The organism is Lacibacter sp. (assembly GCF_057361365.1).
Genome location: NZ_JBMQSG010000011.1, coordinates 102,156 through 117,128 on the forward strand (window position 1 = coordinate 102,156; position 14,973 = coordinate 117,128).

Sequence of the window (14,973 nt, forward strand, 5' to 3'; positions counted from 1 at the left end):
CTGACTTTGTCCACTGCACCGGACGAGGGGAACACGCCTTTCAATCTTCACTCTTTAACAATTGTTTCAAAATGGTTGAACGATTTTTCTAAAAGAATAAACAGGTTCTACAAATAAAACAATACAACCCCTTTTCTGATTGAAATGTGACCTGCTTTGTTTTTTTAACAAAATAGTTTTGGAACTGAAGTAATCATCAAAACTAAATTGCCATGCCAAAAATCAATTGCCAGCTTCGGGCATTTTCATTTTCAATCATTTTACTATTCTTTGCTCCGCTCTTTATTTTTGCACAAGGTGGAGATCCTTGCGCTGCTTCAACCAGCTATTTGTACTGGACGGGTGAAGCAGACAACGATTTTTTTAACGAAGACAACTGGCGAATAGCAAGTGAAAACAATTCGGGAGTGCCTTGCAATGCATCGAGCTCCTACTTGTATAATATTTGCCCATCGGCACCCGATCTTGTTAATGATGCACATCCTGATGCCGGTTCGTTAGAACCTGGCTCACCTATTGAGTTCAATCTCTATATTTCATCTGCAAGCGTGGTGGCCAGTGGCAACATTGTTTTTGCGTGTGCGCAAAAAGGGATAACTGTAATTAGTTCTACACTTAATATAACAAATGGAACAATAGCGCAGGCTGTATTATCATTAAACGGCGAAAGTACAGTGAGCCAGCAACAAGGTGCAATGTCGTCTTCGCTTATCATAAATTTTCTTGATGCAGCTTCATGGGTTTATATTAAACAGGATGATCCGAAAAACTTGCTTACAAGAGTTGGTAATATATATGTGAATGATGTTGTGGGTTCGCTTGACAATAACTTCCGCATCAATAATTACTATCAAAAAGGAGCAGTAGTACGACCGTTATCAGCTTCTTTTGCTCCGGCAACAGTTTACAGTAACACAAATTTGCAGGGAGCTAACGGTGATGTAAATGAAAATACGATTTACACCGGCTCGTCTTTACCAAATGGAATGAACAACAATATCCGTTCATTTAAATTGAAAAGAGGTTTTATGGCCACACTGGCTGTAAACGATAATGGCACAGGAAAAAGCAGGGTTTATATTGCATCTGAATCAGACCTTACTGTTAATACGCTTGATGTTGCGTTACAAGGCAACGTAAGTTTTATACGAGTTGTTCCGTGGAATTGGGTGACAAAAAAAGGAACCGGTTTTTATTATGATCTTGATGCCGGCTGGTATTACAACTGGAATTTAAATGGCAATCCTCAACCCAACACTGAATATGTGCCAATGGCATGGGGAGCAAGTGGAGCTTTTCCTTCAGCTATTAGCCAAATGATCGCAAAGAAAAAAACAACACAGATATTAGGCTTTAATGAATCGGATAATTGTAATGATCAATCAGGTCAGTACAACAATCTATGTCAGCCTTCTGTGGCAGTAGCATTTTACGAAAACCTGATGAGTACAGGTGTGCGGTTAGGTTCGCCGGCTCCACGTGAAGAAGGACCTACCGGTTGGTTGAAAGAGTTTAATACAATCGCAAAATCAAAAGATGTTCGTTTCGATTTTGTAGCAGTGCATTGGTACGATTGGGGAAGTAATCCCGCCAGCACACCGAATGCGACGCCGGAACAAATTTTCACTCGCTTTAAAGCCTACCTGCAAAATGTTTATAATCTTTATAAATTACCCATCTGGATCACTGAGTTCAACGCAAATCCCAACCGCCCTAATGCAACACACGAAGCTTTTTTAAATTTGGCTTTGCCGTTTCTTGACACACTTAATTATGTTGAACGCTATGCGTATTTCCAACCCAATGGCGGTGTTGCAAATTATTTTGACGCTGCTGGTAATCTAACAAATATCGGAACGCTTTATAAAAATTCCGAATCAAAACCTTCGATGCCTGCAGCAACTTATGTTTGCGGCAATAATTTAGACGGGCTAAATCTTCCTTACACATCACCAAATATCAATACTACTGCTTTTGAAGCCGAGTGTGGAAAATATATCGGTAATCAATGGATAGTAACAAGTGATGCGAATGCATCAAATGGTTTATATATAAAAGGCGACGCAAATCTTGCAGGTGCAACTACCCTCGCTAAACAAATTCATTATGAATTCGAAACATCAGTGGCGGGTTCATACCGCATTTATATTCGTACTGCATCTACCGGAACAGGTTCAATAAAAATTGGAATGGATGGCACTATACCCGAGTTGGTATCACCTTTTACAAGCACTGGTTTTACCTGGTTCCAGGTGCCAAGGTTTTATGATTTAGGAACAGGCTTACATCGTTTAACAATTGAATTCCCCAATTCAAATATTAAGCTCGACCAAATTGTTATTACAAATGGCCAGGAAAATTTGGATGCACTGATGAATAGTACAGGTTACTGCATTCCTTCTACTTCAACATTTGGATTAGAAGCAACAGATATTCTTGATGTTTATGAAGCAGAAAATACTGCACGTGGTTCAAACTGGACTGTTGAAGCATCAGCCAGTACAGGTGCAGGTGCTTATTTGAAGAGTGCTAATAATATTACATCGGCTCAACCTCCTGTTGGTACTGATAATGTCATCAGCTTTACATTCAATGTTGCAAAAGCCGATGAATATGAACTGTGGGCAAAGATCAAAGCAATTAATGCAGGTGAAAATAGTTTATGGATTGCTGTTGATGATGAGCCTTACCGCAAGTGGGATCATCTTGGCAGCTCTCTCTACGAATGGTATTGGAAGAAGTTTCATTATAGTTACGAATCTGCTGATAGAAGCTTTAGTTATTTTCTGGCAGCAGGGCAACATACAGTTAAGATCGCTATTGCTGGTGGCAACGTACATGTTGATCGCTTCGCTGTAGCAACAAAAGGAAAAAATCCATCTGCAACAGACCCCGATGTTTTGCTGGTAACAGAAAATCTTGAATTTGAAGCAGAGACTGCTACTTTCCTTGGTACAATCACTGTTCAGGCTTGCGAAAATTCATCAAATGGACAACAGGTGAATATGGCAACAGCTGCAACCAACGGAGTAAGATTTAACAGCATTGTTGCAAGCGCCGCCGGAGCGTATAAATTGAAAGTGTCTTACATGGGTAAAGACAGCAGAAGTTTTAAAGTAATTGTGAACGGTGTTACGCTTGGCCGACAAATAGCTGCACCATCGGGCAACTGGTGTTATATTGATGCAAGTAATCCTTCGAAAGGCTCGCCCGCTGTTCATGAAGTAATTGTAAATCTTAATCGTGGTATCAATACTATTGATATTAAACCATGGGGTACTGGTTCTCCACTTCCTAACTCTCCTTTCATTGATAAAATAAAATTGGAGAAAGCATCTCTTACTGATGTTAGTCTTGAAGCTGAACTGGCAGAGTTTGTCGGCACCACCTCCGTAACAGCGTGTAACACATCTTCTAATAGTGCCCTTGCAAATATTCCTTTAGGAACCGGAAACGGCATCCGTTACAATAACATTTCATGCAATGAAGGAAAAGTATATGATGTAGATGTTTCTTACATTTCGAAAGTTGCCCGTAATTTAAGAATATCAGTAAACGGCGGCGCTTTTGTAACCTATTCCTTTAATGCATCTGGTAACTGGTGTTTTGAAGGTGGTTCACCCGTTGTAAAAACAATTCCTTTAGCATTAGCACAGGGTATCAATACTATTGAATTGCGTGCAACAAGCGCTGATGCACCTTTCCTTGACAAGATCGTCATCAAAGAACAACCTTTCAGCAATGTTACATTTACAACAAGTAGTTTACCCGCAGGATCAATTGCTGCAACGGTTAATCATAAGTATTACACGAATCCCACAACATTAAGTGCAGCATTAAGTTTGCCAACTGATTTCATCGTTCCAGTGGCAACCAATAAAGAACTATTTTTCTCTTACCCAGCAACGGTTACGGTTACGGGTGGTAATGTTTATTCATTTTCAGGAGTAAGTGTAAGTGGAGGAACTCTTGTTGCTTCTACGCAACAGGGATACGATCATCAATTCACGCCAACGCAGGCACGCACCATCACCGGTGCTTATGAATTAACCTGCGCTGTTCCGTCTATTACAACGCAACCTGTTAACAGGGAAAAAACGTATGGTGATACAGCACGTTTTTCATTTGAAGCTACAGGCACAGCTATCAATTACCAATGGCAGGTAAATACAGGAAGCGGTTTTGCAAACATTACTGCTACAGATAATAATCTAGGAAATATTTATACGGGATTTAATACTGCACAATTGGATATTGCTTCCCTTACCGTAGCCATGAATGGTTATCAATACCAATGTGTGATCACAAACAGTTGCGGAAACATAACCACTGAAATAGTAACGCTTACGGTGAACCCTGTAACGGCAACTATCGCTGCAAACAATAAAACGAAAACTTACGGTGATGATAATCCATCGCTTGATGCAATAGCCACTGGTACAATAAACGGAGATGTATTGAATTATAGTTTAGCAACAACAGCAGAAAAATTTGCAGCTGCCGGTAACTACCCTGTTACCGTAACAGCTGGTTCAAATCCCAATTACAGTATAACGATCACCAATGGCTATTTGCAGGTAGATAAGAAAACACTGAACATTACAGTGGTAACTGGTGCATCAAAAGTATATGATGGAAATACAACAGCCAGTGTAACAACAGATGCTTTCAATACCATTGCGAATGTAAAACTATCCGACGACAGGATAAATAATGATGTGTTTGATGTTGCCTATACAAGTGCTGATTTTAATACGAAAAATGCAGGCAACGATCATATCATTACAGTTGATGGTATTTCTATCACTGGTGCAGCTGCTGGCAACTATACGCTTGCGCAAACTACAGCTACAACATCGAACAATGCGATTATTACGCCTAAGGATTTGACGGTTTCACCAACTGGTGTTGACAAAGTTTTTGATGGAAATACTGTGGCTGATGTTTCACTCAATACAGATAAAATTGGTGGTGATAATGTAACTGCATCATTTACATCAGCAAACTTCGCCGATTTTAATACCGGTATTTGGAATGTAGAAGTAACAGGCATTGCGGTATCGGGTGCAGATGCAGGCAACTATGTATTACTGAACACTGCAGCAGCAACGAGTGCAAAAATTCTGAAAGCATCAACCACAACTACGTTGATCACCAGCGCTGCTACAGTTAGGTATATGGATCCACTAACAATGACGGCAAAAATTAAACCCTTGAATGCTGCTGCTGCTTTAACAGGAACTGTACAGTTTTCTATTGGAGGTATTGCATATGGTTCGCCAATTAATGTAACGCCTGTTCCTGGAGATTCTGAAGGTGCCGTTGAGGCAACATTCATTCCGCAAATAACAAACTTACCAAATGCTTACAATGTTACGGCACTGTTTACCAGCACAAATAACAATTATGAAGGAAGTAACCAAACAAATCCAGTAACTGTATTGCAGCGCAATGCCAGTCCTTATAATGATAATGTTGGTTTTTATACAGGTACTTTGTTCGCATGGACATCAGGGCCTAACGCAAATACAGCTTCCATCACGTTGTCAACTACTATCAGAGATAATAGTGCACCAAGAGGTGATATGAGAGGTGCCAGAGTTACTTTCTATATGGTGAACGGTACTACACTCACACCAATAACAGGTGCGCAAAATATACCTGTGGGATTAATAGATATCAATGATGGTTCTGTTGGTACAGCAAGCGCATTGGTTCAATTCAATATCGGATCGAACAACGCACAAAACTTCCTGATAGCAGTTGGTGTGTCTGGTGCATACAGCAACAATCCGAATTTGTCTTCGGCTCAAACAATTGTTACCATTTCTAAACCGGTGGCTGGCGGCTATGTTGTAGGTGGCGGACGAATAGAGAATATTGCTTCTTCCGGTTATATTAAAGGCAAACCAGGATTGAATACTGATTTCCAGGCCGACATTGCTTACACCAAATCAGGAACAAATCCAAAAGGAAAAGCAAATGTCTTAGTTCGTAGTCACTACAAACCCGACGGCACATTGGATACAGAATTGCATACCTATATCATTAGCACCACCGCTATTTCTGTATTGAATGTTGCTACTCCAACAGCCACTGCAACATTTAGTGCAAAAGCAAATCTTTACGAACAAATGCCTGACCTGAGTGTTGTTCAGATAGAAGGTGGTTCAACTTTTGAAATGATCATTTATCAGAATGGATGTAGCCAAAAAGTTGCTATTACACTTTATCGGAAGGCAGGAGGAATTTGGTATTCCAGTAACTGGAACGGAGCCACCACAATTCAACAGAATTTGAACGGAGGATTAGTATTCGTAGCCGGTGGCGGCAGTTGCTCTTCTTTAGCAACAAGAAGCAATAGTAATGACGATGTTCAATTGAATGCTGCGGTACGTTTCACGATGCAGGCTTATCCTAATCCAAGTACATCCTACTTTAAAGTAATGATAGAAAGCCAGGATGTTAAGACACCGATTAACCTGCGTGTAATAAACATGAATGGTCAGCAAGTGGAAATTATGCGAAACATTCATTCAAGGCAAACGATAGAACTTGGTAACAACTATCTGCCAGGAATGTATATTGTTGAGATCATACAAGGAGAAAAGAAAATAACAACGAAGCTGATAAAGCAAGCGAATTAGATTATTCGCATTAACAGGCCTCGACACAAATACAAAAGGCGATTCAATTCTGAATCGCCTTTTGTTTGTCCTTCCTGTTTTATGCAAGACTAATATCATTTCAATGCCGCTTATTAAAAAAAGAAAACCGCTAAAAAGCGGTCTTCGTTCTGTTTCAAAACTCAGTCAATTTAGACTGATTTCTTTAATGAATTAATTTTCACCCCTGTGCAGTAAACCTTACTGGAAACTTATCCAGTCTACTTCTACCGGCGTGTTGTCTTTTGAAATAACAAACAAATTTTTTATGCCCTTTTCAGTTTTACTAACTGCTGTGTTAACGGTTTTCCATTCTCCGTTTTTAGACAGCGTTACTTCTGCAATTACCGGCCCGTTAACATCATTGATGCGCATTTGCAACACCGCACCATCAACTGTCTTTGCATGAACGTTTAAAGTTTTAATTATTTTGTTTCCAAAGTCAACAGTATTGTATTGTACCCACGCTCCTGCTTTTGTAAATGTTGTTTTCCATCCGTTGAAGGTGTTGGTCGTATCGAGGAATGAAACGGCAACTCCTTCCCCACTTACTTTTGTATACCTGTCGATTTGAATTTGCGATGAAGCTTTTGTTATTCCTGCCCCACGGAGAGTTGGTATTACTTTCTTTATTGTTCCATCGGCATTGAACGATAAACTGTCTATTCGTATCGATCTTGCTTTATCAAACTTTGGAGAATAGTCTTTATCATGATAAAAAAGATACCATTGATTTTTGAACTGGATAATGGAGTGATGATTTGTCCAGCAACCGCTTGCCGATTCATCCATAATGGCACCAACAATTTTAAATGGACCAAGTGGATTAGTGCCGATGGCATATTCCAGTCGTTCGGTTTTATTTTCAACATGCGGATAGGTCATGTAGTAAATGCCGTTTCGTTCAAACACATACGGACCTTCTTTTAGTCCTTTCGTTGGGAGTTCTCCTAATATCTTTACTTCTGAATCTAACTCCAGCATATTTGCTTTCAACTTTGCGCCATAAATATTTCCAGCCGACCAATAGAGATATGCCTGGCCGTCTTTATCAATAAATACATTCGGATCAATACCACGCACTCCTTTTATGGGTGTTTCCTGTGGAGTATAAGGCCCTTCAGGTTTATCAGCTACTGCAACACCTATTGTAAACCCTCTTCCATAAGTAACCGTATCTTTTGCTGCGGTTGGAAAATAGAAATAATATTTCCCATTTCGTTCAATACAATCGGGCGCCCACATGCTATAACTATCCGGGCGAACCCATGGTACTTTGTTTTGCGTAACAATAATTCCATGATCAGTCCAATCTGTAAGATTATCCGATGAAAAAACATGGTAATCTTCCATACAAAACCAACCTACCCGTCCTTTACCTTCCTGCGCAAGAATATCATGCGATGGAAAAACATATACTTTATTTCCGAATACCCTCGCCGACGGGTCTGCAGTAAACTGATCCCTGATAAAAGGGTTTTGGGCAAACAATCCATTTGCAGCGATCACTGAGAGCATGCAAGCAAAAAGTATTCTCTTTACGCTTTTCATTTCATTTAATTGTTGTGAACGATCATCAATTAGTATCTGCGATCATTCTTTTTTAGAAATTGTATCACTTATCCTGAAATAATCAAAATCGGCAAAACCACCTGTTTCTTTCGTTGCATAGTTGAACAAAGCAAAGCGATAACCCATAAAATGCGGAAGTGTGTACCGCATTTTTAATTGTGTGCCGAATGCTGTCCAGCTTTTGCCATCAAGACTGTAAAAGAAATTAGCTACATCTTTCCTGTCAGTGAAATTGCATTCGGCTTTCAGGTATACAGTTGGCTGTGCAAGAGGAATATGTTGTGCCTCTTCAGCCTGGCCCGTACTTGCATTGATCATCACCAGCTCTTTACGATTACCTGTTACACGTACACCGATCAAACCATAATTTTTTTGCAACAAAGCCAATCCTGCAAAATCACCATCTTTCATGCCTGATATATTCAATGAAGTAATACCTGTGCAAACAGGACCAATTGTGCGTTGTGTCAACGAATTTCTTGCTGATAGAAAACTGCTGTCAACTCTTCCTGTTGTAAGACGTAAAAAACCTTTGCGTGCTGTAACAGACCAAAAGCGATTATCCGGATTGTGATTCCATTGCCAGGCAAGTGGTAATGCAGCTTCTCCACTTTTGCGATTGAATTCATCAGACACAACAATGCCAGGGATCAATCCTTTGCTTGCAGGTAAGTTGAGTGTTGCTGGTACTTTTCCATTTTCGCCTAATACCGGCCAACCATCTTCCCATTTAACAGGAACTAAATATGGAATGCGGCCTACTGCCCCGTAATCACGAAAGAGATAAGAAAACCATCTGCCATCAGGCATATCAATTAAGCCACCTTGTGCAACACCCAGATCCTGTAACGCAATTTTTCCTTCCCACGGGCCGGTAAGTTTTTTTGCACGATGGATCACCACTGTACGCATGCCACCTCTTGGCCATGTAATGTTGAGGAGGTAATACATGCCTTTTGCTTTGAAGAGTTGCGAACCTTCGCCCAAACCACTTTGCCCAACGCTTTGACTGGGTTGTGTGGCATCTTCAATGATCACTTGTTTGATGCCGTTTTCCTTAACACCCGAGAGATTATCTTTTAATTCAACCAGCGTTAACTTTCGGTTGCCATAGATCATATACGCTTTGCCATCATCATCAAAGAACAAGGAATGATCATGCAGATCAGGACGAAACGTAATTTCTTTCCACGGACCTTTTTCAATATTCTTTGTGCTGTAGATATGTGTTTTGCCACTTGTTGCTGCAAATGTTGAAACGTAGTAAGTGCCTTTATGGTAACGGATGCTGCTTGCCCATGAACCACGACCATACGTTGATTTGCCATTTACAAGATTCATTTCATCATTGCTCACCAATGTATCGTATGCATAGCCGATCAGTTTCCAGTTAACAAGATCAGTTGATTTCATAATAGGTACACCGGGGCTCATGTGCATGGTTGTGCTGCTCATGTAATAATTGTTGCCCACACGGATCATTGATAAGTCGGGTACATCAGCAAAGATGACGGGATTAGCTGACTGCTTTGTTTGTGCAAATAAATTGAGGCTACAAATGATTACTCCAAAAACGAAGACTAATTTCTTATTCATTTAAACGGATAATTTCTACGAAAGATATTTGAAAAAGCTAATTACAATTACTTAACTGGTTTAACACCCTCTGTTGTCTGAATAATTTTTTGAATGGTTCCGTCTTCGTTGTAATGCATATAGTCAACACAAATAGAGCGTCTGTAACTGCCACCTGTTGGCAATGTACCATTGTGATAAAAGAAATAAGATTTGCCTTTGTAATCGATGATGCCGGGATGCGTTGTAAAACTATTCGGTACATTTTCCTGTATGATGCCTTTGTATTCCCAAGGACCTGTTGCACTTTTGGCCATGCAGTATTCGATCATTTCGGGTTTGGTTCCCACACTTGCATAAACAAGATAGTACCAGCCTTTGCGTTTATAGATCCATGGGCCTTCGATGAAATTTTTAATCGGTGCAATATTGATCGGCCCATCTACTTCAATCATATTTTTTTTCAGCTTTACCCACTTGCAACTTCCATTGCCCCAATACATATACGCCTGTCCATCATCATCGATCATGACCGTGGGATCAATATCATCCCAACTGTGTTTTTTATCGGTTGTCATTTCGTTTGTGATCAATGCTTTGCCGATCGCATCTTTAAATGGACCTGTTGGCTTATCCGATACTGCAACACCAATGGCAGCACCACCCCCACTTACACTGTCTTTTTTATGAAATGTTGAAACAAACCAATAAAACTTTCCATCACGTTCAATACACTGTGCTGCATACGCATCGCCTGTAGCCCATGAAAAAGTATGTGGCGAAAGCAATGTGCCATGATCTTTCCAGTTCTTCATGTCAGTTGTAGAGAATACATGCCAGTCGGGCATTTTATAATTGGTTGCTGTTACCGATGCAGTATCATGACCTGTGTATAAATACAACGTGCCCTTGTGCACAATCGGCGAAGGATCGGCTGTGAAGATGTGTTTGATGATGGGGTTTTGTGCCATCGCAGTTGTGGATACTATTATTGCAGCTATTGCAAGTGTAAGTATTTTTTTCATTTTGTATGTTACGTTTAGTTCAGTTATTTATGTTGGATATTCCTGTAGAATGTATTTACTATTTAACTTGAACGCCAAGCAATGCCAGCATTTTTTCTGCATAACGTTTTCCAAATTCTCTATAACCTTCTGCATTGAAGTGAAGATTATCCGGTGAATCAGCACAACCTTTCGATGAAATAACATGTGCTGTTGGAATGATCGTAGGCAATTGAGCAATGATGTTGTTCATACCTGCGCATACACCACCCTGGTCTGCATGCACTACTTCACCAGCCAGCAACGGAACATGTTGTGCATTGAGCTGAAGATCGCTCAGCAAATTTTTATACACCATGCTTACTTTTTTCGGCCATGTTGTATCGCCTGTATTTGATTCGCCCTGGTGCAATAGTATTCCTTTAATAACACCTTCTTTTTGTGCCAGCTTTGCCATTTCAACCAAACGACCATACGGGTTACCATCATATTCTTTTAACATACCGAGCATCCAGTTGGGTGCAGATGCAGCGTATGTTTGATAATTATCTCTGTCGAACAGTTCAATTTTACAACCACCTACCGACACATTAATCACTCCGATCTTCACATTCGCAGGAAGATTAGCCAATAATGTTCTTCCGAAATAATCAACCGGTGTTAAACCTGTTCTGCAGCGGCATAACGGAGGAACAGCTGTGTACCATTTTCCTTTTTCTCTGCCGATGGCCGGACAATCAACGGCTTCCAATACTTTGAAACGGGGATCAACATTCACTGTATCCTGTGCTTCAATTCTTGCATAACCTTCCATATTAGATTGACCGAAGCTTAAGAAAATATAAAAGTTAGGATCCTGCGCAAAAACGTTTGTGCAGGTTGAAACAAGGATGAATGCTGCTACGATTATCTTTTTCATTTTAGTCTGATGTTCTTATTATTTAAACAGCAATTGTGCAAAGTTGTAAATGTTGTTGCGCCATACCGGCCATGTATGTCCGCCGGGATATTCACTGTACTTGTACTTAATATTCAGCTCATCAAATTTTGCAAGCATGATCTTGCAATTATTATAAGCAATATCTTCTTTACCACCCATAGCAATCCAGAATTGTTTCAGGTTTGTATTGATGGTACTTGCATTTGTTTTCATGTATTCATATTGCGGAGTAGAAAGTGCAGGCTGATTACTCCACCAACCCGAACTGAACACTCCGAGATAAGCAAACATGTTTGTATTTCGTACACCTGCATGCAATGTTTGCAATCCACCCATTGATAAACCGGCCAACGCCCTGCTGTTTGCATCAGTTGCAACACGATAGTTTTTTTCAATGAAGGGAATGAGTGCTTGCTTCAATTCATTTTCAAAAGCACGCAACGCCTGCTCGCCAAAACCACCAACGCCGCCACTTGAAACATTGCCATCCATCATTACAATGATCATTGGTTTTGCTTTTTGTTCGGCAATGAGATTGTCGAGAATAATATCTGTCTTTCCCTGTGTCGCCCAGCCACGTTCATCTTCACCGCCACCATGCAACAAATAGAGGACAGGATATTTTGCTGTTGTATTTGCATCATAACCTGGCGGTGTGTAGATGTAACATTGCCTCCACGAACGTGTAACAGCAGAATAATATTTTTTAATGCGGATGTCGCCATGCGGCACATCTTTCAATTCATAGTAGCCATCACCTTTAAATGGAATTTCAATCCCACTTGCCATGCGTCCCATACCATAAAAAGTTTCGCTTGCAGGATCGGCCACTGCTACGCCATCAATGATCAACGAATAGTAATGAAACCCTTCGCTGACAGAATCGGTGGTAACGATCCAATATCCACCGGTATCTTTCTGCATATCATATTTCCTTCCCAAGTCGATCTGCACTTTTTGTGCATCGGGTGCTTTTATGCGAAACATCACACGGCTATCTGGTAATATCTGCGGATATTTTGCTGAACGTATATTACTCGCTGCTGCAGTGCCCAACACCGTGTACTTCGAAAACTGTGATGCATCTACAGGCTTAAACAGGAATTGCGAAAACATATACAATCCATTCTTCCACACTTTAAAATCATGTCCACCCGGTTCCAAGTAATAAATATGCGGCACATCATTTTGACGCAGGTAATCATGTGTTCGTTTGCTGAACGACAGCAAACCATCAGCATCACCACAGGATATCCAAAGCAATTTTAATTGTTGTTTTGCTGTTTCAGGATTAGGTACTAACTCCTGCGGCAACTTTGTATTGGGTGCTGATGAGAAACCACCTACCCATGCAAACTTGTCGAGGTTACCTAATCCGAAATTCAATGATTGTCCACCGCCCATCGACAAACCGGCAATGGCCCTGTTTTCACGATCCTTGTACACAGGAAATTTTTTTTCAATAAATGGAATGAGATCATTCAACAGATCCTGTTCAAATGTTGCAAAGGCCTGCACTTTATCCTGTGCCATAATGTTGCCTGTTGCACGATCGTCTTTCATTGCTCTTCCGTTTGGCATTACAACGATCATTGGCTGGAGTTTTCCTTCTGCATAAAGATTATCAAGAATATTTTGTGGCTTCCCACCATTCAACCATTCTTTTTCGTCGCCACCAATACCGTGTAACAAATACAATACAGGATATTTTTTCTTTTTAGAAAAACCCGGCGGTGTGTACACCAATGCTTTTCTGTTTACACCTACTGTTTTTGAATTGTATGTAATGGTATCGATGGTGCCATGCGGAACAGAAGTTTTCACTTCATCAAAACCTTTGGGCATCTGCTTCAATATTTCCTGTGCCTGCATTTGCAAAAACAAAAAAAGAAGAACAAAAGCGCTGACTATTTTTTTCATCATGATCGAATTTATCTGCTTTAATTAAGCCGGATTTATAATTTGATACTTGCCGCTTAAATGCAGCAAGCTGAATAAATACAATAAGCCATCGTAATAAGGATCGAAATAACCGTCTTCATAGGGCTCCAGTTTTGCATTCCACAATGCATGTACAAAATCGTAACGGTTATTTTCTGAATAAATCATCTCCGTTGTTGCCAATGTGGATACAAGCCCGAGTGAGTGACGAAGTTTTTTAAATCCACCCGCCTGTAAAATAGAATCAGGTCTTGTGCCATCCATGTTGAACTGATCGTCGAAATTGTTGATGCCTTTTGAGCGGAAGAATGTTTGAATACGTTTTGCATAATCCAATTGCCAGGCTGCATCTTTCTTATACCATGCATAATCCATGGAAATATTCATGGGCACACGCCACGAATCGTAACGGAATGCAACAGGTATCCATCTCGTGTTATGCGGTGCTCCGCTGAATTCGCTGTAATCAGGATTTAAACCTGTACCGGGATGACAGGCTCTGTGCAAATATGCTCTTGATGTATCGGCACACTCTTTATAAAAATCTTCATGACCATCTTGTGCATACAATGCCCACACTTCCATAAATGAAGGAAGATGATAAGAAGGATCTGTCCATGTATAGCCATTGCCTTCGGGAACAAAACTGATCTGTTTATGTTCTTTGTTGATAACATGAAAAATATTACCGGTGCCATCTTTCTTCCACATGGCATCCAAAATTCTGCGGGCCTCACCATAATAATTGATGCCGGTATTGTTGCCCCATTTGTTTGCGGCAAACAGCAAGCTTGTAACAAAATATAATTCACCATCTGATGCGGAGCCTTGCGAATTGCGTTTGAGTGTTTGTGGATTGATGCTCCAGGCAAAGTATGCTTCTCTCGGGCCTTCCTGGTGTTGAGTGTATTTTTTTGTCCAGCGCCAGATCCTGTCGAACACTTCTTTCTTATTCATCTGCACAGCCACCATCATTCCATAAGAAAGTCCTTCGCTTCTTGCATCATGATTTTTGAGATCAGATACATAGCCCATGGTATCACCTACGTTGAAATAAATTCCTTGCGGACTTTCAAATAGATCACGGTATGCTTTGTCGATTTTTGCTTTGATGTCCGCTTCTTTATAACCCGCTGCTGCAAATACATTTCTGTATGCAGGCGTTGTACTCTTTTTCGATTGCGCATCTGCATGTGCAATCGAACATACCAACAGCAATGCCGATAGTGATATCATCAGCACGAAGCGTTGATTTTGTTTTGCTATAATGTTCATT

The 14,973-nt window shown here is 40.4% G+C and carries 7 protein-coding genes; 1 reads left to right on the top strand and 6 read right to left on the bottom strand.

Features of this window, described 5'->3' with window-relative positions; all coding sequences use genetic code 11:
* Positions 1–212 precede the first annotated feature (212 nt).
* Positions 213–6,647, top strand: coding sequence for a glycosyl hydrolase (locus ACO1QW_RS10155; RefSeq protein ID WP_486258131.1), 6,435 nt, complete (start codon positions 213–215; stop codon positions 6,645–6,647).
* A gap of 219 nt (positions 6,648–6,866) precedes the next feature.
* Here ACO1QW_RS10155 and ACO1QW_RS10160 read toward each other — a convergent pair whose 3' ends face one another.
* The 6 genes from ACO1QW_RS10160 to ACO1QW_RS10185 form a co-directional block, all read right to left on the bottom strand.
* A complete protein-coding gene (locus ACO1QW_RS10160; protein WP_486258133.1) occupies positions 6,867–8,183 on the bottom strand; it encodes a family 43 glycosylhydrolase in 1,317 nt (438 codons plus the stop codon).
* Positions 8,184–8,258: 75 nt separating this feature from the next.
* Positions 8,259–9,833 carry a glycoside hydrolase family 43 protein gene (locus tag ACO1QW_RS10165; RefSeq protein WP_486258135.1) on the bottom strand — a complete coding sequence of 525 codons (1,575 nt, stop codon included), beginning with the start codon at positions 9,831–9,833 and terminating at the stop codon, positions 8,259–8,261.
* A gap of 47 nt (positions 9,834–9,880) precedes the next feature.
* Positions 9,881–10,837, bottom strand: coding sequence for a glycoside hydrolase family 43 protein (locus tag ACO1QW_RS10170; protein ID WP_486258137.1), 957 nt, complete (start codon positions 10,835–10,837; stop codon positions 9,881–9,883).
* Between the two features lie 58 nt (positions 10,838–10,895).
* On the bottom strand, positions 10,896–11,735 hold the full coding sequence (locus ACO1QW_RS10175) for a sialate O-acetylesterase (RefSeq protein ID WP_486258139.1): 840 nt from the start codon (positions 11,733–11,735) through the stop codon (positions 10,896–10,898).
* Between the two features lie 18 nt (positions 11,736–11,753).
* Positions 11,754–13,676, bottom strand: coding sequence for an alpha/beta hydrolase-fold protein (locus tag ACO1QW_RS10180; protein WP_486258140.1), 1,923 nt, complete (start codon positions 13,674–13,676; stop codon positions 11,754–11,756).
* Between the two features lie 24 nt (positions 13,677–13,700).
* Positions 13,701–14,972, bottom strand: coding sequence for a family 8 glycosyl hydrolase (locus tag ACO1QW_RS10185; RefSeq protein WP_486258142.1), 1,272 nt, complete (start codon positions 14,970–14,972; stop codon positions 13,701–13,703).
* Position 14,973 lies beyond the last annotated feature (1 nt).